Origin of the sequence: Pseudomonas sp. NFPP28 (assembly GCF_900115535.1) — a bacterium.
Classification (GTDB): domain Bacteria; phylum Pseudomonadota; class Gammaproteobacteria; order Pseudomonadales; family Pseudomonadaceae; genus Aquipseudomonas; species Aquipseudomonas extremorientalis.
This window is the reverse complement of the sequence record NZ_FOWT01000009.1, coordinates 309,917-333,309: the sequence shown is the minus strand read 5'-3', so window position 1 is coordinate 333,309 and position 23,393 is coordinate 309,917. Positions and strand designations below refer to the sequence as shown.

The following is a 23,393-nucleotide window of genomic DNA, read 5'->3' as shown; positions in this document are numbered from 1 at the left end:
TTTGAGCAAAACCCCAGGCACGGCACCTGGGAAATCGAGTTGCTTAAGTAGTGACTGACGCGGTTTTGTACCGTTCCTTTTTTATGACCTTTGATCGCGTTATTGCCAAATCGCTGGTTGAATACGAAATAAATGCTAAGAAACGCTATACAGACAGGCTAAAATGCGCGCCCGGCTAACCGCTGATCCCTTTTCCATGCGCCCCACAAGGTTCGCTACGTGATCGAGTTTCAAAACGTCCATAAAACCTACCGCGTCGCCGGTAGGGATATTCCCGCGCTGCACGCCACCAGTCTGAGTGTCGAAAACGGCCAGGTGTTCGGCCTCATCGGCCACTCCGGCGCGGGCAAAAGCACCCTGCTGCGCCTGATCAACCGCCTCGAAGAACCGAGCGGCGGCACCATCAGGGTAGATGGCGAAGAAGTCACCGCCCTGGACGCCAACGGCCTGCGCCGTTTCCGCCAGCAGGTCGGGATGATCTTCCAGCACTTCAACCTGCTGGCGTCCAAGACCGTCGCCGACAACGTCGCACTGCCACTGACCCTGGCCGGCGAATTGTCGCGCAAGGACATCGACCTGCGCGTCGCAGAACTGCTCGCCCGCGTCGGCCTGTCGGACCACGCCAAAAAGTACCCGGCGCAGTTGTCCGGCGGCCAGAAACAACGCGTCGGCATCGCCCGCGCCCTGGCGACCAAGCCGAAGATCCTGCTGTGCGACGAAGCCACCAGCGCCCTCGACCCGCAGACCACCGCCTCGGTGCTGCAACTGTTGGCCGAGATCAACCGCGAGCTGAAGCTGACCATCGTGCTGATCACCCATGAAATGGACGTGATCCGCCGTGTCTGCGACCAGGTGGCCGTAATGGACGCCGGCGTGATCGTCGAGCAAGGCTCGGTGGCCGATGTATTCCTGCACCCCAAGCACCCAACCACCAAGCGTTTCGTGCAAGAGTCCGAGCAGGTCGACGAAAACGAGCAACGCGATGACTTCGCTCACGTACCCGGCCGCATCGTGCGCCTGACGTTCCAGGGCGAAGCGACCTACGCGCCGCTGCTGGGCACCGTCGCACGCGAAACGGGCGTGGACTACAGCATCCTCGCCGGTCGTATCGACCGCATCAAAGACATCCCTTACGGGCAATTGACCCTCGCCGTCACCGGTGGCGACATGGACGCCGCATTTGCGCGCTTCACCGCTGCTGACGTCCACATGGAGATCCTGCGCTAATGGACGTCCTGTTGAGTTTCTTCGCCAATATCGACTGGTCCGAAATCTGGCTCGCCACCGGCGACACCATGACCATGCTGTTCGGCTCACTGTTCTTCACCGTAGTGCTGGGCCTGCCCCTGGGCGTGCTGCTGTTCCTCACCAGCCCGCGCCAACTGTTCGAACAGAAGGGCCTGTACGCGCTGCTGTCGCTGATCGTGAACATCCTGCGTTCGCTGCCGTTCATCATCCTGCTGATCGTGATGATCCCGTTCACCGTATTGATCACCGGCACTTCGCTGGGTGTGGCTGGTGCGATTCCGCCGTTGGTGGTGGGCGCGACGCCGTTCTTCGCACGCCTGGTGGAAACCGCGCTGCGTGAAGTGGACCGCGGCATTATCGAAGCCACGCAATCGATGGGCGCCAGCACGCGCCAGATCATCACCAACGCCTTGCTGCCCGAAGCGCGCCCAGGCATTTTCGCGGCGATTACGGTGACCGCGATTACACTGGTGTCCTACACGGCCATGGCCGGTGTGGTGGGTGCCGGCGGCCTGGGTGACCTGGCGATCCGTTTCGGTTACCAGCGTTTCCAGACTGACGTGATGGTGGTCACGGTGGTGATGCTGTTGATCCTGGTGCAAATTCTGCAAACCGTCGGCGACAAGCTGGTGGTGCACTTTTCTCGAAAATAACGGCCATTGCCGGGGATAAGCCGGCACATGCCCGAACAAGGAGCTTGTTGGATGAAGAAACTACTGGTTGCGTTCGCCGCCGTTGCCGCGTTTTCCGCCCACGCCGAGACCATCACGGTCGCGGCTTCGCCGGTCCCACACGCGGAAATCCTCGAATTCGTGAAACCTGCCCTCGCCAAAGAAGGCGTGGACCTGCAGATCAAAGTCTTCACCGACTACGTGCAGCCGAACGTACAAGTCGCGGAAAAGCGCCTGGACGCCAACTTCTTCCAACACCAGCCGTACCTGGATGAATTCAACAAAGCCAAGGGCACCCACCTGGTGAGCGTCGGCGCGGTGCACCTAGAACCCCTGGGCGCCTACTCCAGCAAGTACAAGAAGCTGGACGAACTGCCAAGCGGCGCCAATGTGGTGATCCCCAACGACGCCACCAACGGCGGCCGGGCCCTGTTGCTGCTGGCCAAGAACGGCCTGATCACCCTGAAGGACCCGACCAACATCCTGTCGACCATCAAGGACATCACCGCCAACCCGAAAGGCTTGAAATTCCGCGAACTGGAAGCCGCCACCCTGCCGCGCGTACTGACCCAGGTCGACCTGGCGCTGATCAACACCAACTACGCGCTGGAAGCCAAGCTGGACCCGTCCAAGGATGCGCTGGTGATCGAAGGCAGCGACTCGCCTTATGTGAACATCCTGGTGACCCGCGAAGACAACAAGGACTCGGACGCCGTGAAGAAGCTGGTTGCAGCCCTGCACACGCCTGAAGTGAAGCAATTCATCGAAGAGAAGTACAAAGGCGCGATCAAGCCGGCGTTCTGATCTGATTCGATCTCCAACACGCTGAAGATCAAAAAATGTGGGAGGGGCTTGCCCCCGATTGCTGAGTGTCAGTCACTGCATCTGGTGGCAGACCCACTGCTATCGGGGGGCAAGCCCCCTCCCACATTTGTTATGTGTCGCCTGTTACTGACGCTTCAACAACCCCGGCAACTGCGCCACCAGCTTCTGGTTGTTCAACGGCGCACGGATGAACCCGCGCTGAGTCCCATCCGGCCCGATCAATGCCAGGTTGCCGCTGTGGTCGACGGTGTAGTTCGGCTTACTGGTGTCCGCCGGAATAAACGGGATGCTCACCGCATTCGAGACCTTCTGCACCTCCTCCACATTCGCGCCCGTCAGGCCCTGGAACTGCGGGTCGAAGTAGCCCAGGTACTGTTTGAGCTGGGTCGACGTATCGCGGTTCGGGTCCACACTGACCAAAATCACCTGCAACTTATCCACAGCCTCTTTAGGCAGCTCGCTCTTGATCTGGCGCAGCTGGGCAAGGGTAGTCGGGCAAATGTCCGGGCAGAAGGTGTAGCCGAAGAACAATAGGCTCCACTTGCCTTTCAATTCGTTGACCAGCACCGGCTGGCCGTCCTGGTTGGTCATGGTCACCGGCGGCAACTGACGGCTTTGCGGCAACAGGATGATACCTGCGTCGATCAGCGCGGTAGGGTCGCCCTGGCCCTTGCCCGAGAGCACTTTGTTAACGGTCAGGCCCATGATCAATGCCACCAGGGCCACCAGGATGAAGACAGTCTTTTGAGTTCGAGTCATAGGTTCAACAGTAAGTAGTGGTCTACGAGCAGGGCGATAAACAGCAGCAGCAAGTACCAGATAGAGTACTTGAAGGTGTTGATCGCCGCGTGCGGCCGACCGCCACGGTACAACACCCAGGCCCATTGCAGAAAGCGCCCGCCCAATACCAGGGCGCAGCCGAGGTACAGCAGGCCGCTCATGTGGATCACATAGGGCATCAGGCTCACCGCCAGCAGGGCAAAGGTGTAGAGCAGGATATGCACCTTGGTGTAGTGCTCGCCGTGGGTCACCGGCAGCATCGGGATATCGGCCTTGGCGTATTCTTCCTTGCGATGGATGGCCAAGGCCCAGAAGTGTGGCGGGGTCCAGGCGAAGATGATCAACACAAGCAGCAGAGGCTCGGCGCTGACATGCCCGGTGACGGCGACCCAACCCAGCAAGGGCGGCGCTGCACCGGCCAAGCCGCCGATAACAATATTCTGTGGCGTCGCACGCTTGAGAAAACCGGTGTAGATCACCGCATAACCGAGCAGCGAGGCCAGCGTCAGCCAGGCTGCGAGCGGATTGGTGAATGCCAGCAGCAGGGCCAACCCGGCAACAGCCAGAAACAAAGCAAAGGCCAACGCCGCCAGCGGTGACACCCGGCCCTCCGCCAACGGCCGCTTGTGAGTGCGCGCCATTACCGCGTCGATGCGTCGGTCCACTACATGGTTGACCGCCGCCGCGCCGCCTGCACACAGGGCAATCCCCAGGTTGCCAAACACCAGCACGGTCCACGGCACACCAGCGCGAGTCGCCAGGAACATCCCCACCAGCGAGGTGATGAGCATCAGCACCACCACCTTGGGCTTGGTCAGCTCCAGATAATCACGCCAGATGGCCTGGCCGTGACGTGCGCCGATCAAGGTCGCCATGGCATCTCTCCTTTAAGGGTAACGAGGCCCGATACGTGTTTGCGTGGAATAAAGCGCCAGCCGAACGGCAACTGGTTGCGCACCCGGACCAGACTGGTGCGCGCGTGATAGTTGACCAGTACCAGCGTCAGTAATAACGCCGCACCGCCCGCGTTATGCCCTACCGCAACCGGCAGCGGCAGGTGGAAATACACATTGCTCAGGCCCAGGCAGATTTGCGCCGCCAGGGCGATCAACAGCAAGCCGGCCAACCGCGTCATGCCGACTGCGCGCAACTGCCAGGCCAGGCCCAGCAGCACCAGGCTGACGATGACGGCGCCGATGCGGTGGGTCAGGTGGATGGCGGTGCGCGCCTCGCTGTCCAACTGCCCACCGAGGTAATTGGGGCCGATGTGTTGAGTCAGGTGGAAGCCGTTGGCAAAGTCCGCTGCCGGCCACCACTGCCCATGGCACGTTGGCAAATCGATACAGGCCACCGCCGCGTAGTTGGAACTGACCCAACCGCCCAGGGCAATCTGGCCGATCACCAGCACCAGGCCTGCCGTCGCCCAATATTGCAGGCGCTTGGGCACGATCAGCGCGGGCAATACGCCGGACAAACGCAGGGTCAGCAGGAACAGCAGGCTCAAGGTCGCAAAGCCACCCAACAGATGCCCCGTCACCACCTGCGGCCACAGCTTCAATGTTACCGTCCACATGCCAAATGCCGCCTGGGCGAACACCACCGCCAGTACAAACAGCGGCAGCTTCACCGGCTGGCCCGGATCGCGCCGATGGCTCCACGAGCGCGCCGCCAGCAACACAATCAGCAAGCCCAGGGTGCCAGCGAAGTAGCGATGGGTCATCTCGGCCCAGCCCTTGTCCGCCTCCACCGGCGTATCGGGGAAGTGCAGCTCGGCGTGGGCCAGTTGGGCTTCGGTGTTGGGCACGCCGATGAAGCCATAGCAGCCGGGCCAGTCCGGGCAGCCCAGACCCGCATGGGTCAGGCGGGTATAAGCGCCGAGCAGCACAACGATCAGCGCCAGCAAGGTGGCAAACAACGCGAGGCGAAATCCAGGTTTGGCCATGACGGTGCCCCTATCCGATGTTCGACAGTTTCAGCAGGTGGCGCAGGTCGTTGAGCAAGTCCTTGCCCTTGACCTTGGTGTCATAGCGCAGCACCAGGTTGCCGTGGGGGTCGACGATCCACAGCTGAGCATCCCCCGGTGCAGCGGCGTTTTTACTGAAGGTCGACAGGTCCAGCGGGTAGCGTTGCAGTTGCGGGTACTCGGCCTTGAGCTTGGCGTCATAGTCGCTGTCCAGCGGCTGCGCACTGGCCAAGGCATGGCTGGCGCGGGAGGCATCGCGCCCCAGGCCAATCTGCAATTGACGCGCGAGGTAGACCAGTTGCTGGCAATCGGCGGCGCAGGCGGCGGGCGCGGTGACCAGCAGTTGCCAGCGCTGCTCATCGGCCGGCACGCCAATGTCGGCGCGGGTCTGGCCGTTGCCGATCATCTCGCCGTGGTAGCTGCGGCTTTGCGGCACCCAGAACTGCAGCTTGTACATGAAAGTGGCCAGCGCCATCGGGCCGATCACCATCATCAGGATCAGAATCAGTTGCCAACGGCCTTTGCGCCGATCAGGCACCTCAGACATGTTGGGTGGATTCATGGCCGCTCCCATGGGGCTTCTCCTTTTTGTTGTGCCATCCGAGGTAGAGGTAAAGCGCCAGCAACGCCAGCGACATGGCGAACCACTGCACGGCATACGCCAGGTGTTTTTCCGGCCCCATGGCCACGATGGGCCAGCTGGTTTCGTAAGTGCCGGGGCCGGGCTCGGCACGTAGCTCATAGGCGAAACCGCTGCGGCCCAATTGCGCCCACAACGCGGCAGGGTGCAGCGCCGTCAGCAGGCGTGGCCATTGCGCACTGGCGGGGTCGGCGTGCAATTGGAAGGTTTCGCCAGGGGCGACGTAGACCCAGGCATCCAGATTCAAGAGCTGCTCCGGGGTACTGAAAACCGGTGGCGTGCGCCGGTCCGGCCAGGGTAGCCAGCCGCGATTCAGCAACAGCCACAGGCCGCTGGCCTGATCGTGGAAGGGTTGCAGCAGCTCTACGCCGGCCTTGCCGTCGCGCATGCGATTATCGAGAAACACGCTGTGCCCGGCATCCAACTGCCCGCGCAAGCGCACGCGGCGAAAGGCCGGGTCGGCCATGTCATTGAGTTGCGCACTGCTGATCGGCTCCGCTGCGCGCCGCTCGGCATAACTGTCCACCAGCAGCTGCTTTTCATGGCCGCGCGACAGTTGCCAGAACCCCAACCCCACCATCAGGGGCAGCAGTACCAGCACCACTAAGGTGGGTGCGATCCCAGGACGAAAGCGTTTTGCGGCGCTGGCTATACTTGTTTTCATTGCCCGCCCATCCCCGTGGAGCCCGACCATGCTCAAAGCTGCTATTGCCCTGATGCTGATCGCGACCGTCGTGAGCCTGTTCAGTGGCTTGTTCTTCCTGGTCAAGGACGAGGGCAACTCCAATCGCCTCGTCAACGCCCTGACCGTGCGTGTCGTACTGGCCGTGATCACCCTGGCCTTGATCACCTGGGGCTTTTTCAGCGGCCAACTGGTTTCTCATGCGCCGTGGTAAGCCGCCTCACAGCACGTAAACGAAGAAAAACAGTCCGATCCACACCACGTCCACAAAGTGCCAATACCAACTGGCCGCCTCGAAGCCGAACTGGTGCTCGGCATTGAAATGCCCCTTGAGGATGCGCATCAGCATCACGAACAGAATGAGGGTGCCGATGGTCACGTGGGCGCCGTGGAAGCCGGTGAGCATAAAGAACGTCGCGCCATACACGCCGGAGCCCAGCGTCAGGCCCAGCTCTTTATAGGCGTGGATGTACTCCTCGGCCTGGAACCCCAGGAACGCCAGCCCCAACAGCACCGTGATCGCCAACCAGATCTTCAACGCACCGCGATGACCTTTGCGCAGGGCATGGTGGGCGATGGTAATGGTCACGCTGGAGCTCACCAGCAGGATGGTATTGACCAGCGGCAGACCCCACGGGCTGATGGTGCCTTCAGGCGCGGGATACATTTTGGGGTCAGGGTTGTTGAGCAACGGCCAGGCAAACTCGAAGTTCGGCCACAGCATGTGCGCAATGCCCTTGTGACCCTCACCGCCCAACCACGGGCCGGACATGTGCCGCACATAAAACAGCGCACCGAAGAACGCGATAAAGAACATCACTTCGGAAAAGATGAACCAGGTCATGCCCCAACGGAACGAACGGTCCATCTGCGAACTGTACAAACCGGCGCGGCTTTCCTTGATGACCGCACCGAACCAACCAAACAGCATGTAAGCCAGCAGCAGCCCACCGACAAAAAAGATCCACGGGCCATGGGATTCCGGGCGTGCCGCCTTGAGGTCGTTGAACCACACAGCCAGTCCATACACGGTGACCAGCATGCCAATCGTGGCAATTATCGGCCATTTGCTTTGCGCTGGTACGTAGTACGTATCATGAGTCGACATGTATTCGCTCTCCTGATTGAGGGGGCAAACAGTAGCTAGCCGCCGGTATGCACAGCCACCGGCGGTTGGCGCGCAGTGATATCGAACAGCGTGTACGCCAGGGTCAGATGCTTCACATCCTTGGGCATGTCGCGGTCGACGATGAAGCGCACCGGCATTTCGATCCGCTGGCCCGGCTGCAGCACTTGCTGGGTGAAGCAAAAGCATTCGGTCTTGTGGAAATACATCGCCGCTTCGGCCGGGGAAATGCTCGGTACGGCCTGGGCAGTCATCGGCTTGTCGGTCGGGTTGTGGGCCACGAACAGCATCTCGGTCACCGCGCCCGGATTGACCACCACTTCGTCCGCCTTGGCATAGAAATCCCAGACCATGTCGATGGCATTGGTAGACAGGAACTGCACGCGCACCTGGCGCGTCGGGTCGACAACCTGCTCGCCCTCATACTGCCCGGCGGTCTTACCGTTGATGCCGAACGCCTTGCACATCACGTCGTAGATCGGCACCAGCGCAAAGCCGAAGGCGAACATCGCCACCACCAGGATCAGCAGCCGTGTGACCAGGCGCTTGATCGGCAAGTATTCAGCCATGACGCCCACCCAATGTGAATGAGGCCATTGTGGGAGGGGGCTTGCCCCCGATAGCTGTTTTACAGCCAATCATGATGTCGGCTGACACACCGCCATCGGGGGCAAGCCCTCTCCCACATTGGCCGTGTAAGCAGTGCCAAGGCGTGTTCATTTGACCTCCGGCGGCGTGGTGAAGGTGTGGTATGGCGCCGGCGAAGGGATGCTCCACTCCAGGCCTTCAGCGCCATCCCAGGGCTTGGCCGGCGCCGGCGGGCCGCCACGGATGCACTTGATCACGATAAACAGGAAGAAGATCTGCGTGGCGCCGAACATGAACGCGCCGATCGACGAGACCATGTTGAAGTCAGCGAACTGCAGGTTGTAGTCCGGCACCCGGCGCGGCATGCCCGCCAGCCCGACAAAATGCATTGGGAAAAACGCCATGTTCATGCCAACGAAAGACAGCCAGAAGTGCAGCTTGCCGAGGGTTTCGTCGTACATGTGGCCGGTCCATTTCGGCAGCCAGTAGTAGGCCGAGGCGAAGATGCCGAAGATCGCGCCGGGCACCAGTACGTAATGGAAATGCGCCACCACGAAATAGGTGTCGTGGTACTGGAAGTCCGCCGGGGCAATCGCCAGCATCAGCCCGGAGAAACCGCCAATGGTGAACAGGATCACGAAGGCCACGGCGAACAGCATCGGCGTTTCGAAGGTCAGCGAGCCCTGCCACATGGTGCTGACCCAGTTGAACACCTTCACCCCGGTGGGCACGGCAATCAGCAGGGTGGCGTACATGAAGAACAACTCGCCCACCAACGGGATGCCCACCACGAACATGTGGTGCGCCCACACGATGAACGACAGGAATGCAATGCTCGCCGTGGCGTAGACCATCGAGGTGTAGCCGAACAACGGCTTGCGCGAAAAGGTCGGGATGATCGAGCTGACGGCGCCGAAGGCCGGCAGGATCATGATGTACACCTCGGGGTGGCCGAAAAACCAGAACACGTGCTGGAACAGCACCGGGTCACCGCCGCCGGCCGCGCTGAAGAAGCTGGTACCGAAGTGGATGTCCATCAGCATCATGGTCACACACCCGGCCAGCACCGGCATGACCGCGATCAGCAGGAACGCGGTGATCAGCCAGGTCCACACGAACAGCGGCATTTTCATCAAGGTCATGCCCGGGGCACGCAGGTTGAGGATGGTGGCGACCACGTTGATCGCGCCCATGATCGAGCTGATACCCATCAGGTGGATGGCGAAGATAAAGAACGTCACGCTTTCCGGCGCGTAGGTGGTGGAGAGCGGCGCGTAGAAGGTCCAGCCAAAGTTCGGCCCGCCGCCTGGCGTGAACAGCGTCGAGACCAGCAGCAGGAAGGCCGCCGGCAACAGCCAGAAACTGAAGTTGTTCATGCGCGGCAGGGCCATGTCGGGCGCGCCGATCATCAACGGGATCATCCAGTTGGCCAGGCCGACAAACGCCGGCATCACCGCGCCGAACACCATGATCAGACCGTGCATGGTGGTCATCTGGTTGAAGAACGCCGGCTGCACGATCTGCAGGCCGGGCTGGAACAGCTCGGCCCGGATCACCATGGCGAACGAGCCGCCGAGCAAGAACATGGCAAAGGCGAACCACAGGTACATGGTGCCGATGTCTTTGTGGTTGGTGGTCAGCACCCAGCGCATCAGGCCCTTGGCGGGGCCGTGGGCATGGTCGGCGTGACCATGGTCGTCGATCACAGCGCTCATGGTCGTTCTCCTGCAAGCGAGTGGGCGGGGCGGGTCGCGGTCAATGCCATGAGAGAGGTCATTTGCTTTCCGCCTGCTTGATGGCCAGCACGTCTTTAGGCGTGACCATGTCGCCTTTGTTGTTACCCCAGGCATTACGCTCGTAGGTCACCACGGCGGCGATATCCACTTCCGAGAGCTGCTTGCCGAACGCCGCCATCGCGGTGCCGGGCTTGCCGTGGTACACGAGGCTCAGGTGATCGGCGGCGGGACCGGTGGCGATCTTGGAACCCTTGAGCGCCGGGAACATCGGCGGCAGGCCCTGGCCTTCGGCCTGGTGACAGGCCACGCAGGTGGTGTGGTAGACCTTGTCGCCACGGGCCACCAGCTCTTCCAGGGTCCACTCTTTGGAGGTCAGCTCCTTGAGCTTGGCGGCCTCTGCCTTGCGCTCGCCGAGCCAGGTGTCGTAGTCGGCCCTGGACTTGACCTCGACCACGATGGGCATGAAGCCGTGGTCCTTGCCGCACAGCTCGGCGCACTGGCCACGGTAGATGCCGGGCTTCTCGACACGGGTCCAGGCCTCGTTGACGAAGCCGGGAATCGCGTCGCGCTTGACCGCAAACGCCGGCACCCACCAGGAGTGGATCACATCGGCGGCGGTCACCAGGAAGCGCACCTTGGCCCCCACCGGCAACACCAGCGGCTGGTCGACTTCCAGCAGGTAGTGTTCGCCCTTGGTCGCCTGGTTGTGGATCTGCTCGGCGGGCGTGGCCAGGTTGCTGAAGAACTCCACATCCTGGCCCAGGTATTTGTAATGCCATTTCCACTGGTAGCCGGTGACCTGGATATCGATATCCGACTCACTGCTGTCGTAGATATTGATCAGGGTCTTGGTGGCCGGAATGGCCATCGCGATCAGGATCAGCAAGGGCACGACGGTCCAGAGGATCTCCACGGTAGTGCTCTCGTGGAACTTGGCCGCGACCTGGCCCGTAGACCGGCGATGAACGATCATCGACCAGAACATCGCGCCAAACACGATGATGCCGATCACCACACAGATCCAGAATATGGTCATGTGCAGGTCGAACACAGCGTGACTGACTTCTGTCGCCCCTGGCGCCATATTCGTTGTCCAGGCGGCATGTGCCTGGCCGAATACCGACCACAACAGGAGGCCCATCCAAACATGTGGATGTCGCATCATTGCGGGTTCCCCTTATCGTTCTTGTTATCCCGCCGGTTTGCACCTGCGTCGAAGGGAGCGGCTTCCATACTGCTTACAACCGCCTGGCCTTGCCTGCTTATGCAGTCTGGCGTCATCAGCTAATCGCGTACAAATCCGAGTATAGACAGGCTCTGCAACCCCGCAATGTGTAGGGGCAAATGAGTAGAAATGACTGGCTGGAGTCAATAGAACCGGGCACGGAATCGTTTATCCGACGAACGATGGCAATTCGATATAACGCGGGCGCATAACCATGAAATAATTATGACAAATGCGTCTGAGGCGCTCGTATAAACGAGCTACCTTATCTTCTCCCTTTTCCTACGCCTGCATCACTGGAGCTTTCATGAACACCGCCGCATTGCGCGAGCAGATTTCCCGTGCCCATCAACACGAAGCCAGCACTGGCCAGCTTGCCCTGCAACTGGAAAAACAATTGCCGCACCTGCATTCGGCCATCTCCCTGGCTGACGGTGATCGCAACATTGTCATGACCCGCTTTGTCACCGCCTACATCGACTTGGTCCCGGACTTGCTGGACGCCGCCAACGACGTGGCCCGCGAGGCCGGTATCGAAAGCCAGATCAAACCGGTACTGAAAATCGCCGAGCACTTCTTCCTGCAACCGCCTGCCATCCTGGCCGGCCATGAAGGTCTCGATGGCCTGCTGGATGAGGCCTACCTGGCTCATCGCCTGGTCGAAGAGGTCAACGATCTGTATATCAAGCACTTCGGCCAGCCGTTGATTCCGGCCGATACCACGGTGGCCAATGTCATTGCCCATCAGCTGATCGGCGAAACCTTCGCCAACCAGCTGGATGAAGCGGTACACCACGCAGTGGATGAAATGCTCAACGAAGAAAGCTTTGCGCTGGAGTCCGTGGAGGCTTATCGCGAACAGCTCAAGAGCCCCGACACGGAAGCCGCGTGGAAGCGTTGGCCATGCCTGTCGCGACAGCTGGGGGTTGAGTTGGCGCTGGATCAGCCGGCCTGATCCCGCCTTGTAGGAGCTGGCTTGCCGGCTCCTACAGGCGTTGTTTTGCTGTTCAAGCTGGCGCGGAGCCTATCCCCGTCGTCGTCCTCACCCGGCCTTCCAGCCGACGCTTCAACCCGCGCGCCTCGATCACCAACGTCGAGCCCTTGGCCGCATTGGCCCGCCCCCATTCCTCCAGCAATTCCAGGCAGGAATGGTCGATGTAACTCAGGTTGCTCAGCGGAACATGCACGGTCGTCCCGGCAGGCACCGTCGACAAGACTTGAGTCAACGCGGGCACTTTCAGAAAGGTCGCCGCACCGGTCAGGCGCAGTTCCATCTCACCGTCCTGAGGCAGGTCGATCAGGCTGACCTTCAACCGCGAAGCCTTGAACGCCAGCTTGACCAACGTCAGCCCGAAGCCCACCAATACGCCGGTCAGCAGGTCGGTAAAGATGATCGCCAGCGCCGTGGCCGCGTAGGTAAACATCGGCATCCGCCCATAGCGTCCCAGTGCCTTGAAGGCCTTGATGTCGACCAGCTTGATACCGGTGTACACCAGCACACCCGCCAGGCTCGCCACCGGGATGCTTTGCAGCACACTCGACAGCAACAGCACGAACGCCAGCAGCCACAGGCCATGGAACATCGCCGACAAGCGCGTGGTTGCACCGGCCTGCACGTTGGCCGAGCTGCGCACGATCACGCCGGTCATCGGCAAGGCGCCGACCAGGCCGCAGAGCATGTTGCCCACCCCTTGAGCAGACAACTCCTTGTCGAAATCCGAACGCTGACCGCTGTGCATGCGGTCGACCGCCGCCGCAGACAGCAGCGTTTCAGCGCTCGCGATAAACGCCACGGCAAATGCGGCGATCAACAGTTGGGGATCGGCAAGGTTCAACAGGTCGCTGGGGCGTAGCCAGTCGATGGCATCAGCAAGGTTTTCCGGGACTTCGACACGTTTGACCTGCAACGCCAGCACCAGGCTGACAACCGTGGCCAGGCCCACGCCCAGCAAAGCACCGGGCACAAAGCGCAGCTGCTGCGGGCGCAATTTGTCCCAGGCGTACATCACCAGCATCGTCGACAAACCGAGCAACCCGGCCTGCCAGCCCAGGCCACCGCCCAGGGTCGGGATTGCGTCGGCCAGTGCCGCCGGGAAGCCTGCCAGATTGTCGAGCCCCGAAGGCTTGGGCGCGCCGTCGAGCATCACGTGGATCTGCGACAGTACAATCAGCACGCCGATCCCCGCCAACATGCCGTACACCACCGCCGGTGCCGTGACGCGAAACCAGCAGCCCAGGCGCAAACGCCCGGCAACCAGTTGCAGGAATCCCGCCAGCAGCAGGATCGGCCCGAGCATCAGCATGCCGTGCTGGCGCACCAACTCGAACACCAGCACCGCCAGGCCCGCCGCCGGGCCACTGACTTGCAACGGCGAGCCCGCCAACCAGCCCACCACCAGGCCTCCGATAATCCCGGTAATCAGGCCTTTGGCCGGCGGCATGCCAGAGGCGATCGCAATCCCCATGCACAAGGGCAGGGCGACCAGAAACACAACCACGGAAGCGAGCAGCTCCCTTGGCAATACAGCTTTCAATTGAGCAGCACGCATGATGACTCTCCCGAGGCATTCGCCGGGCGCGGTAAAGCCTGGCTGCGTCCATGGCAGCCACCGCTTTACCCGGCAGGGAAGTGTGTTAGAAGCGCGCTTTAGGCGTCGCGCAAGGGATCGGTCCGTCGCCGCTCAACGGTCGGAACGTCGACTGGTCGGCATCGTAGGCGCGGATTTCACTGGTCTCGATGTTGTAGATCCAACCGTGGATAAACAAATGACCATTGGCCATGCGCGAAGCCACGGAGGGGTGGGTGCGCAAATGTTGCAGTTGGGCGATGACGTTTTCTTCGGTGAGCACCTTCATGCTCTCGCCTTCATTGGCACAGTCGCAGTTGTCATGGACCATGGTCTTGGCAACCTCGGCATGCCGCAGCCAGGCCTTGACCGTCGGCATCTTCTCCAGGCTGTCAGGGTTGAGCACCGCGCGCATGGCGCCACAATCGGAGTGCCCGCAGACGATAATGTGCTGCACGCCAAGGGCGAGTACCGCGTACTCGATGGCCGTGGAAACACCGCCGTTCATCTGGCCGTAAGGCGGTACGACGTTGCCGACGTTACGCGTCACGAACAGATCGCCAGGAGAGCTCTGGGTGATCAGCTCAGGCACGATGCGCGAGTCGGCGCAGGTAATGAACATCGCCCGTGGGCTCTGGGCCGTGGCGAGTTTTTTGAAGAGTTCTTCCTGCTGGGGGAAGACGTCGTGATGGAAATGCAAAAAGCCGTCAACGATATGCTTCAGCGCTGCATCGGCGGTTTCAGCCACCTGAGGGGCAGAAGCCGACGCAGCCAACGGCTGTTTATCCTTGTCACTCATGATTCATCCTCTTGATTAATGCAGGGGAGTTTTCAGGTCAGTTGGACGCTTGGCCAGTGGATTAGTTGTAAAACGCCAGGGGCCACAGTGCCGACTCATCAGTCACTCGCTGAACAAGGTAACCGCCGAAACTTAACTCAAACTGAATGAACCGCTCTAGATCGCGGGTTTCAGTGATGTCAAAACGCGACCACTCCTACAGGAACGGTGCGTTCTGCCCTGTCAGTCTACAACAATGCCATCTGTCTGCCCGGAGGACAGAACGCCGTGCAATCCAGGTCAAACCCTTCCCGCCGGTTGAGCCCCAGCCGCTTGATGGCTTTGCTGAAGCGCTGCGCCAGCAAGTCGGCAAACGGCCCTTCGCCACGCATGCGTACGCCGAAGCGGCTGTCATACACCTCGCCGCCACGCACCTGGCGCACCAGGCTCATCACATGGGCCGCACGCTGCGGGTAATGCGCCGCCAGCCACTCCTCGAACAACGGCGCCACCTCCAGCGGAAGGCGCAGCATCATGTACGCCGCACTTTGCGCGCCCGCAGCGTGAGCTTCGGTCAGCAGGCTTTCCAGCTCACTGTCATTGATCATCGGAATCATCGGCGAGCACAGCACGCCCACCGGGATCCCAGCCTCACGCATCACCCGGATCGCGCGCAGGCGCGCCTTGGGCGCCGCCGTGCGTGGCTCCAGGATCCGCTTGAGTTCGTCGTCCAGGCTGGTGAGGCTGATCATCACGGCGACCAGCCGCTGGCGCGCCAACTCGGTGAGCAGGTCCAGATCGCGCAATATCAGCGAGCCCTTGGTGATGATGGTCACCGGATGGCGATAGCGCAGCAGCACTTGCAGGGTTTGCCGGGTAATCTTGTACTCGCGCTCGATCGGTTGGTACGGGTCGGTGTTGGACCCAAGGTTGATCGGCGCGCACACGTAACCCGGTTTCGACAACTGCTGTTCCAGCACATCGGCGGCGTTGGTCTTGGCGATCAGTCTGGTTTCGAAATCCAGCCCCGGCGACATGTCCCAATAGGCATGGCTCGGCCGCGCGTAGCAGTAGATACAGCCGTGCTCACAGCCACGGTAGGGGTTGATCGAACGATCGAACGGCAAGTCCGGCGAGTTGTTGCGGGTGATGATGGTCTTGGCCGTTTCGATGCGCACTTCAGTGCCCTGGGTCGGCGGCACTTCCTGGAACCAGCCGTCATCCTCGACCACGCTGACAGTCGGTGCGAAGCGGTTGTGCAGGTTGGTGGCCGTGCCCCGGCCACGGGGCGGCAACGGAGTAGACATGAAAACGCCTCGATACTGTTTTTATATACAGTATCGAGGCGCAAGGCTTCTGACCAGTGCCGTTTGGCGGTCAGCCAGGGATCAGTGCCGTTGCGTGACCTGGCCCAGGTCATCGCCCGAAGTGGTGCGCATATCGTTCTTGCGCAGGTCCGCCACTTCGTTGGCTTTCACCGGCGCACCTTTATTGCCCCAACTGCCCCGAATGAAACTGACCACATCCGCCACTTCCTGATCCGACAGACGCCAGGCGAACGCCGGCATGGTGAAGGTCGAGGGCGCCGCGTGGGTAGCCGGCAAGGTGCCGCCATTCAACACGATGTTGATCAACGACGTGGCATCCGCCGTCTGCACTACGGGGTTGCCCGCCAGCGCCGGGAACACCCGCGTGTAGCCATGCCCATCAGTACGGTGGCAGGCCGCGCAGTTGTCGATGTATACCGACGCGCCCGGCTTGCGGTCATCGCCTTTCCACAGCGCCTCGGCCACCTGCTTGTCGTACTGATGCGGTTGGTCGTTGGGGTCCACCGCCGGCAAGCTCTTGAGGTAACGGGCGATAGCCGTCAGGTCATCCTCCGACATGTACTGCATGCTGTGGACGACAACGTCGCTCATGCCACCAAACACCGCGCTGCGATCACTGCGGCCGGTCTTGAGGAATTGCACCAGCTGCTCCTCACTCCAACTGCCGAGGCCGTCCTTGTGGTCACCGCGCAGGCTTTTGGCGATCCAGCCCTCCAGCGGCGCACTGCCGGACAGGAAGGCGTTGCCGTCAGAGGCACTCAGGGCTTTTTCCTGCATGGTCAGGGCCCGTGGCGTGTGGCATGCGCCGCAATGGCCAAGGCCTTCCACCAGGTAGGCGCCACGGCTGACCACCGGGTCGACGGCGGCTTGCGCCTGATGCGCTTCGACAGCCGGCGCAAACATCCAACGCCACGCCGCCAGCGGCCAGCGCATGCTCAAGGGCCACGGAATATCGCTGTCCTTGTTCTGCTGAGCGACCGGCTCGACACCCTTCATGAAATACACATACAACGCCTGCATATCGCTGTCGCTGACACGCGCATAAGACGGGTAGGGCATCGCCGGGTAAAGCGTACTACCGCTCTTGGCGACGCCATGGCGCACGGCCTTGTCGAAGTCTTCGAAGCTGTAGTCGCCCAGGCCGGTCTTGTCCGGGGTGATGTTGGTGGAATAGATCACGCCGATCGGCGTTTCCATCGGCAGCCCGCCGGCGAAGGGCTTGCCGCCTTTGGCGGTGTGGCAGGCCACGCAATCACCGGCGCGGGCCAGGTATTCACCTTGCTTGATCAAATCGGTTTCAGCCGCACTTACAGAGCAGCTGCTGAACAGGGCGAAGGTGGCGATAACAAGTGCTTTCATGATCATCGCTCCTTATGCCTGAACCAGTGGGCCGGGATTTTTAAGGTATTGCTCGCGAATGGCCCGCGCCGACCAGTAGGTCAGCGCCGCCACCAGGCCGGTAGGGTTGTAGCCCAGGCCTTGTGGGAAAGCGGACGCACCTGGGACAAACACGTTGTGCACATCCCAGCACTGCAGGTAGCGGTTCAACGCGCTGGTTTTCGGGTCGGTGCCCATGATCGCGCCGCCATTGAGGTGGGTGGTCTGGTAGGACGCCGTATTGAAATGCTCACCGACCTTTTTGCCGAGCAGGGCAATCGCCTTGGGGTTCATCGCCTCGGCGACCTTGCTCATTTTCTCGACCATGAAGCGGTTCATCTTGATGTCGTTTTCCTGCCAGTCGAACGTCATCCGCAGCAGCGGCAGGCCGTAGGCATCGCGATAAACAGGGTCCAGATCCAGGTAGTTGCCCCGGTAGGATTGATGGGCACCGTGGGCATCCATCGACACCTGGTGGGTGTAGTAATCGGCGGTGGCGCGTTTCCACGCGCTGCCCCAGGCCGGTGTGCCTGGCGGGTTGGACGTACCGGCAATCGGCCGGCTGCCGGCCTGGTTGACCCACATCGGCGAGCCACCCACGAAGCCATGGGGGCCGTGGTCGAAGTTGTCGGCGTTGAAGTCATCGATGGCCACGCCATTGCCGCCTGCACCGATGAAGTTGTTGGTATGAGTGTCTTTGTCGAAGAAAGCCTTGATGGTGGCCATGTTCTGGTAGGCGAAGTTCCTGCCCACCACGCCCTCATTGGTTATCGGGTCGTAGGGCTTGCCGATGCCCGACAACAGCATCAAACGCACGTTGTGGAACTGGAAGGCGCCGAGAATCACCAGATCTGCCGGCTGTTCGCATTCCCGGCCCTGGGCGTCGATGTAGGTCACGCCGGTGGCCTTGCTCTTGGTGCTGTCGAGGTTGACCTTGAGTACGTGGGAATTGGGCCGCAGCTCAAAGTTCGGTACCTGGCGCAACGCCGGCAGGATGTTCACGTTCGGCGAGGCCTTGGAATACATGTAGCAGACATAGCCGCTGCAGAAACCGCAGAAGTTGCACGGCCCCATCTGCGCACCGTAGGGGTTGGTATAGGGCCCCGAGGTATTGGCGGACGGCAGGTTGTAGGGTTTGTAACCCACCTCGGCAGCCGCTTTCTGAAACAGCTGTGCGGAGACCGTATTCTTCTGCGCTTCCAACGGGAACGGATTGGAACGGTCCGGTGCATACGGGTTGCCGCCACGGCCTTCGCCTACCAGCTGACCTTTTACGGTCCAGGCCTGGCCGGAGGTGCCGAAGACTTTTTCCGCGTAGTCGAAAAACGGCTCCAGCTCTTCATAGCTCACGCCGAAGTCCTGGATGGTCATGTCCTTGGGGATGAAGTTTTTGCCGTAGCGTTCCTCATAGTGGCTGCGCATGCGCAGCTCGATCGGGTCGACACGGAAATGCACCCCCGACCAATGCAGGCCCGCGCCGCCCACACCGTTGCCCGGCAGGAACGCGCCCAACTGACGGTTGGGCAGGGCGACGTCATTCACGCTATGGCGAATGGTCACGGTCTCTTTGGAAATGTCCTGGAAGAGTTTTTTACGCACGCTGTAGGTCAGTTCGTCGATGACCTGGGGATAGTTGCCGTCCGGGTAAGTGTCCTGCATCGGGCCACGCTCCAGCGCAACCACGTTGAGGCCTGCTTCCGTCAGCTCCTTGGCCATGATCGCGCCGGTCCAGCCGAAGCCTACGATCACTGCATCCACTTTCTTCATGATGGTCGCCACGTTTATGCCCTCTCACCGCGGATGGAAACTGCCGGGAAGGGGTATTGCTCGTTGCGTTCAACCCAGTCCATGAAATCGGCACGAGCGCCGGGGAAGCCGATCATGGTCCAGCCGACCATGCCTTTGTTGCCACCGTGGATGGGGTCGCAAAAGAACCCTTCCTTGGTGTTTTGCAGCAACAGGTTGAAGAACATCTTGGGCGGCACCGCTTCAAAATGCGCCGTCACTTCACTGCCGCCAGCTTCCAGACGACGCAACATATCGTCTCGGGTAGCGCTGTCTTGCGCAGCAAAAGCTTTACCGTTGAAGGCTTTCGACCAGGCATCCGTCGCGGCAATGCCCAGGCGATAGATGTCCTTGGGCACCAGTTTGGACTGCCAGCCCATCTCTGGAGCGGCATCCGCGTTGAACGGGCCTTGCATGAACCACAGCGCGCCGCTGGCGTACGGGGTGTTCATCTGACGGTCGATATATTCCGGCGCACCGGCTTCCAGGGCGCCCGGGCCTTGCTCATCGGCGGGAATCAGGCGCTCGACGGCGGCGTTGATAAACGCCCACTCCTCAGCCGTGAAGTAAGCAGGCTCGTAGGCCTTTTCACTCACCACAGGCTTGGCGGGAGCGGCCTGCGCCGGTTCAGGCGTTGCCATCAGCATCGAGCCGCCAAGGCCAGTGCTGGCAACCGTGACCACCGGGATCAAGGTCAAGGATTTGCGCAAAAAGTCACGCCGGGGGTTGTCTTGATCTTGATCAGACATGGTGGCACCTCATCATGTGGTCACGGGAATATCGGCCGGCTTCTAGTGAGCGGCTTGGCCTTTTAGGCAATCAATAGTTACAAATGATAGCAGGCTATGAATTCACAGAACCGTTTCAGCGACTAAAGACTGAGGATTCACGATTCTTTGACGGCCTCCTCACGCCTCATTGACCCCCTCTGGACGAACCTGAGCACCACCCACTCCTTGCTCGGTTATGTCACCCATGCTCAAGAATCAATGGTTGTCGGGCCTCGGCCTCGCGATCATCGCGATGTTCACCTGCGCTTACGCTCAAGCCGACGACACCGTCTCCATCCGTTCACCGGAGTGGGCCCAGCCTGTGGGTAATCAATACAACTTGCACCAGATGACGCCCACCCTCTACCGCAGCGCACTACCGGATCGCAACGCCGGGCCGCTGTTGGAACAACTGAAGATCGGCACCGTGATCAACTTCCTGCCGGAGTCGGATGCCGACTGGCTCAAATCGCCTGGCATCCGTCAGGTTCAACTGACGTATCGCACCAACCATGTAGATGATACGGACGTGTTGGCGGCGCTGAGGGCCATCCGGGAAGCCGAAGCCAACGGCCCGGTGCTGATGCATTGCAAGCACGGCTCTGACCGCACTGGCCTGATGGCGGCGATGTATCGGGTAGTGATTCAGGGATGGAGCAAGGAAGACGCGCTGAACGAAATGACCTTGGGCGGGTTTGGCACCAGCAATGGCTTCAAGGACGGCGTTCGCTACATGATGAGGGCCGATATCGACAAGTTACGCACGGCCTTGGCGAATGGCGATTGCAGCACCAGCGCGTTCGCGTTGTGCTCGATGAAGGATTGGATCACGACGACGGGAAAAGACGAGAAATAACTGTAGGAGCCCGGCTGGCCGAACTCCTACAGAGGGCCGCCCGTCAGTCTTTTTTCAACTTCGGATTAGGAAAGAACTGCACCGCCTGCACCTTCGGGTCCGCCGGTGCTTTCAACGCCGTGGTATTGACCCGCGTGCCCAATTCCTTGGGCACCGACAACCCTTGATCATTCAGCGTGTCGGTATAGCCGCAGGCCACGCACTCACGGTGCGGCACGTTGTCCTCGGTCCACATCTTCAGCTTGTCCGGCTCACTGCATGCCGGGCAGACCGCCCCGGCGATAAATTGCTTTTTGGTAATCACAGGCCCTTCACTCATGCTGCCGCGTCCTCACTCAGGCCGCTGTGGCGCAAGAGTGCGTCAATCGACGGCGCGCGTCCGCGGAAGTCGACGAACAGCACCATCGGCTCCTGGGAGCCGCCACGCGCCAGGATCGCTTCGCGGAAGGCACGGCCGGTCTCGGCGTTGAGCACGCCGTCTTCTTCGAACTTGGAGAAGGCATCCGCCGACAACACTTCGGCCCACTTGTAGCTGTAATAACCCGCCGCATAACCGCCCGCGAAGATGTGCGCAAAGCTGTTGGGGAAGCGGTTGTAGGCCGGCGGACGCATCACCGACACTTCATCGCGCACGCCTTCCAGCACCTGCGCCACGCTGCGACCATCGCCGTGGGTGGCGTGCAATTCAAAGTCGAACAGCGAGAACTCCAGTTGGCGCACCATCATCAGGCCGGACTGGAAATTCTTCGCCGCGAGCATTTTTTCCAGCAGGTCCTGGGGCAGCGGCTCGCCGGTTTCATAGTGGCCGGAGATCAGCGCCAGGCCTTCCGGCTCCCAGCACCAGTTCTCCATGAACTGGCTCGGCAGTTCCACCGCATCCCAGGCCACGCCATTGATGCCGGACACGCCTGCGTGTTCTACGCGGGTCAGCAGGTGATGCAAGCCGTGGCCGAATTCGTGGAACAACGTGGTGACTTCATCGTGGGTCAGCAGGGCAGGCTTGCCGCTGTCGGCCGGGGTGAAGTTGCACACCAGGTTGGCCACCGGGCTTTGCAGCACACCGTCGATGGTGCGGCGACGGTCGCGGGCACCGTCCATCCAGGCACCGCCGCGCTTGTTGGCGCGGGCATACAGGTCAAAGAAGAAGCGGCCCACGTGTTGCCCGTTTTCCTTGATTTCGAACAGGCGGACATCCGGGTGCCAGGTGTCGAAGCCTTTCTGCTCGGCGATCTCGATGCCGTACAGGCGCTGCACGATGGCGAACAGGCCGCCCAGCACTTTGTCGATCGGGAAGTAGGCGCGCAGGGCTTCCTGGGACACGCTGTAGCGCTGCTCGCGGAGTTTTTCGCCGTAGAAACCGCTGTCCCAGCTTTGCAGGTCGGCGCAGCCTTGTTCGGCGGCGTAGGCCTTGAGCTGTTGCAGGTCCTGGGCGGCAAACGGCTTGCTGCGCTTGGCCAGGTCACGCAGGAAGCTCAGCACCTGGTCACTGGACTCGGCCATCTTGGTGGCCAGGCTCAGTTCGGAGAACGACGCATAACCCAGCAACTGGGCCAGTTCCTGGCGCAGGTCGAGGATCTGTTCCATCACCGGGCCGTTATCGTTCTGACCGGCATTCGGGCCTTGGTCCGACGCGCGGGTGCAGTAGGCCGCGTAGACTTCTTCACGCAGGGCACGGTCCTGAGCGTAAGTCATGACGGCGTAGTAGCTAGGGAATTCGAGGGTGATCAGCCAGCCGTCGAGACCTTTGGCCTGGGCGGCGACGGCCATTTGCGCCTTGGCCGAGTCGGTCAGCCCGGCGAGGGTGGCTTCATCGGTGACGTGCCTGGTCCAGGCCTGGGTGGCGTCCAGCAACTGGTTGGAGAACTTGCTGCCCAGTTCCGACAGCTTGCTCTGCACTTCAGCGTAGCGTTTTTGCTGCTCCGGCGGCAGATCGATGCCCGACAGGCGGAAGTCACGCAGGGAGTGTTCCAGGATGGTTTTCTGCGCCACGTCGAAACCGGCGGCTTCCGGGCTGTTAGCCAGGGCTTCGAAGGCCTGGAACAGCGCACGGTTCTGGCCCATCTCGGTGGAGTAGGCGCTCAATGCCGGCAGGCAGCCTTCGTAGGCTTCGCGCAGTTCGGCGCTGTTGCACACGGCGTTGAGGTGGCTGACCGGGCTCCACGCGGCGCCCAGACGATCATTCAGCTCGTCCATGGCCAGCACCAGGCCGGCCCATGTCGGATTTTTGCCCTGGCTTTGCAGGATGCCTTCGATGGCAACGCGGTTGTCGGCGAGGATCTGTTCGATGGCCGGCTGGACGTGCTCGGCACGGATCGCCGAGAACGGCGGCAGGTCGTAGGACTGCAGAAGAGGGTTGTTCGCGCTCACGGTTGGCACCTTGGCTGAAGAAACATGTAAGAACAAAGATGGGGCCATCTTAATTACAATCAACGCCCACCGCAGCTATCA

22 protein-coding genes and 1 pseudogene are annotated in these 23,393 nt (G+C 61.2%); 6 read left to right on the top strand and 17 right to left on the bottom strand.

Annotated elements, in window-relative coordinates:
- Positions 1-219: 219 nt before the first annotated feature.
- The 3 genes from BM110_RS23730 to BM110_RS23720 are packed head-to-tail and all read left to right on the top strand — an operon-like array spanning position 220 to position 2,723.
- Complete coding sequence (locus tag BM110_RS23730) at positions 220-1,227, top strand: methionine ABC transporter ATP-binding protein (protein ID WP_093514274.1); 1,008 nt, start codon at positions 220-222, stop codon at positions 1,225-1,227.
- Positions 1,227-1,901 carry a methionine ABC transporter permease gene (locus BM110_RS23725; protein WP_010207814.1) on the top strand — a complete coding sequence of 225 codons (675 nt, stop codon included), beginning with the start codon at positions 1,227-1,229 and terminating at the stop codon, positions 1,899-1,901. Before BM110_RS23730 ends, BM110_RS23725 begins: the two co-directional genes overlap by 1 nt.
- A 51-nt stretch (positions 1,902-1,952) precedes the next feature.
- The gene (locus tag BM110_RS23720; protein ID WP_093514273.1) at positions 1,953-2,723 is read left to right on the top strand and encodes a MetQ/NlpA family ABC transporter substrate-binding protein; all 771 of its coding nucleotides are present in this window, start codon (positions 1,953-1,955) and stop codon (positions 2,721-2,723) included.
- Between the two features lie 144 nt (positions 2,724-2,867).
- Here the strand turns inward: BM110_RS23720 and BM110_RS23715 are convergent, their stop codons facing one another.
- From BM110_RS23715 to BM110_RS23695, 5 genes are read right to left on the bottom strand one after another with little or no spacing between them, the layout of a single operon-like run.
- A complete protein-coding gene (locus BM110_RS23715) occupies positions 2,868-3,503 on the bottom strand; it encodes an SCO family protein (protein WP_071490939.1) in 636 nt (211 codons plus the stop codon).
- Positions 3,500-4,399 (bottom strand): heme o synthase, encoded by a 900-nt coding sequence (gene cyoE, locus BM110_RS23710; protein ID WP_071490938.1) that lies wholly within the window; start codon positions 4,397-4,399, stop codon positions 3,500-3,502. Before cyoE ends, BM110_RS23715 begins: the two co-directional genes overlap by 4 nt.
- Complete coding sequence (locus tag BM110_RS23705) at positions 4,387-5,466, bottom strand: COX15/CtaA family protein (RefSeq protein WP_092241437.1); 1,080 nt, start codon at positions 5,464-5,466, stop codon at positions 4,387-4,389. The genes cyoE and BM110_RS23705 overlap by 13 nt, the downstream gene beginning before the upstream one ends.
- Positions 5,467-5,476: 10 nt before the next feature.
- Positions 5,477-6,061, bottom strand: coding sequence for a hypothetical protein (locus BM110_RS23700; RefSeq protein WP_092241439.1), 585 nt, complete (start codon positions 6,059-6,061; stop codon positions 5,477-5,479).
- Positions 6,027-6,791 (bottom strand): SURF1 family protein, encoded by a 765-nt coding sequence (locus BM110_RS23695; protein WP_071490936.1) that lies wholly within the window; start codon positions 6,789-6,791, stop codon positions 6,027-6,029. Before BM110_RS23695 ends, BM110_RS23700 begins: the two co-directional genes overlap by 35 nt.
- A gap of 28 nt (positions 6,792-6,819) precedes the next feature.
- On the opposite strand from BM110_RS23695, the gene BM110_RS23690 reads away from it, so the two are divergent.
- Complete coding sequence (locus BM110_RS23690) at positions 6,820-7,023, top strand: twin transmembrane helix small protein (RefSeq protein WP_058424417.1); 204 nt, start codon at positions 6,820-6,822, stop codon at positions 7,021-7,023.
- Positions 7,024-7,029: 6 nt separating this feature from the next.
- Here BM110_RS23690 and BM110_RS23685 read toward each other — a convergent pair whose 3' ends face one another.
- From BM110_RS23685 to coxB, 4 genes are all read right to left on the bottom strand, one after another.
- On the bottom strand, positions 7,030-7,917 hold the full coding sequence (locus BM110_RS23685; RefSeq protein ID WP_071490935.1) for a cytochrome c oxidase subunit 3: 888 nt from the start codon (positions 7,915-7,917) through the stop codon (positions 7,030-7,032).
- Between the two features lie 35 nt (positions 7,918-7,952).
- Positions 7,953-8,504 carry a cytochrome c oxidase assembly protein gene (locus BM110_RS23680; protein WP_071490934.1) on the bottom strand — a complete coding sequence of 184 codons (552 nt, stop codon included), beginning with the start codon at positions 8,502-8,504 and terminating at the stop codon, positions 7,953-7,955.
- A gap of 147 nt (positions 8,505-8,651) precedes the next feature.
- Entirely contained in the window at positions 8,652-10,238 is a 1,587-nt protein-coding gene (ctaD, locus tag BM110_RS23675; RefSeq protein ID WP_016978771.1) for a cytochrome c oxidase subunit I, read from the bottom strand.
- 58 nt (positions 10,239-10,296) lie between these two features.
- The gene (gene coxB, locus BM110_RS23670; protein WP_093120150.1) at positions 10,297-11,424 is read right to left on the bottom strand and encodes a cytochrome c oxidase subunit II; all 1,128 of its coding nucleotides are present in this window, start codon (positions 11,422-11,424) and stop codon (positions 10,297-10,299) included.
- Between the two features lie 367 nt (positions 11,425-11,791).
- On the opposite strand from coxB, the gene BM110_RS23665 reads away from it, so the two are divergent.
- Complete coding sequence (locus tag BM110_RS23665) at positions 11,792-12,439, top strand: hypothetical protein (protein WP_058424413.1); 648 nt, start codon at positions 11,792-11,794, stop codon at positions 12,437-12,439.
- A 52-nt stretch (positions 12,440-12,491) separates the two neighbouring features.
- Here the strand turns inward: BM110_RS23665 and BM110_RS23660 are convergent, their stop codons facing one another.
- The 6 genes and pseudogenes from BM110_RS23660 to BM110_RS23635 all read right to left on the bottom strand — a co-directional run bounded on the left by BM110_RS23660 (position 12,492) and on the right by BM110_RS23635 (position 20,068).
- Positions 12,492-14,033, bottom strand: coding sequence for a SulP family inorganic anion transporter (locus BM110_RS23660; RefSeq protein ID WP_071490930.1), 1,542 nt, complete (start codon positions 14,031-14,033; stop codon positions 12,492-12,494).
- Between the two features lie 85 nt (positions 14,034-14,118).
- Entirely contained in the window at positions 14,119-14,850 is a 732-nt protein-coding gene (locus BM110_RS23655) for a carbonic anhydrase (RefSeq protein ID WP_071490929.1), read from the bottom strand.
- Between the two features lie 227 nt (positions 14,851-15,077).
- Entirely contained in the window at positions 15,078-16,136 is a 1,059-nt protein-coding gene (locus tag BM110_RS23650) for a PA0069 family radical SAM protein (RefSeq protein ID WP_092241445.1), read from the bottom strand.
- Between the two features lie 70 nt (positions 16,137-16,206).
- A pseudogene (locus BM110_RS23645) lies at positions 16,207-17,522 on the bottom strand (cytochrome c).
- Between the two features lie 6 nt (positions 17,523-17,528).
- Positions 17,529-19,313 carry a GMC family oxidoreductase gene (locus BM110_RS23640; RefSeq protein ID WP_092241449.1) on the bottom strand — a complete coding sequence of 595 codons (1,785 nt, stop codon included), beginning with the start codon at positions 19,311-19,313 and terminating at the stop codon, positions 17,529-17,531.
- A 2-nt stretch (positions 19,314-19,315) separates the two neighbouring features.
- Positions 19,316-20,068, bottom strand: coding sequence for a gluconate 2-dehydrogenase subunit 3 family protein (locus tag BM110_RS23635; RefSeq protein WP_092241451.1), 753 nt, complete (start codon positions 20,066-20,068; stop codon positions 19,316-19,318).
- A gap of 226 nt (positions 20,069-20,294) precedes the next feature.
- Between BM110_RS23635 and BM110_RS23630 the strand changes: the two genes are divergently transcribed.
- Positions 20,295-20,945 (top strand): phosphatase domain-containing protein, encoded by a 651-nt coding sequence (locus tag BM110_RS23630; protein WP_071490924.1) that lies wholly within the window; start codon positions 20,295-20,297, stop codon positions 20,943-20,945.
- Positions 20,946-20,988: 43 nt separating this feature from the next.
- Here the strand turns inward: BM110_RS23630 and BM110_RS23625 are convergent, their stop codons facing one another.
- A complete protein-coding gene (locus BM110_RS23625) occupies positions 20,989-21,264 on the bottom strand; it encodes a YheV family putative zinc ribbon protein (RefSeq protein WP_003187322.1) in 276 nt (91 codons plus the stop codon).
- A complete protein-coding gene (prlC, locus tag BM110_RS23620; RefSeq protein WP_175538863.1) occupies positions 21,261-23,360 on the bottom strand; it encodes an oligopeptidase A in 2,100 nt (699 codons plus the stop codon). The genes BM110_RS23625 and prlC overlap by 4 nt, the downstream gene beginning before the upstream one ends.
- Positions 23,361-23,393: the final 33 nt, after the last annotated feature.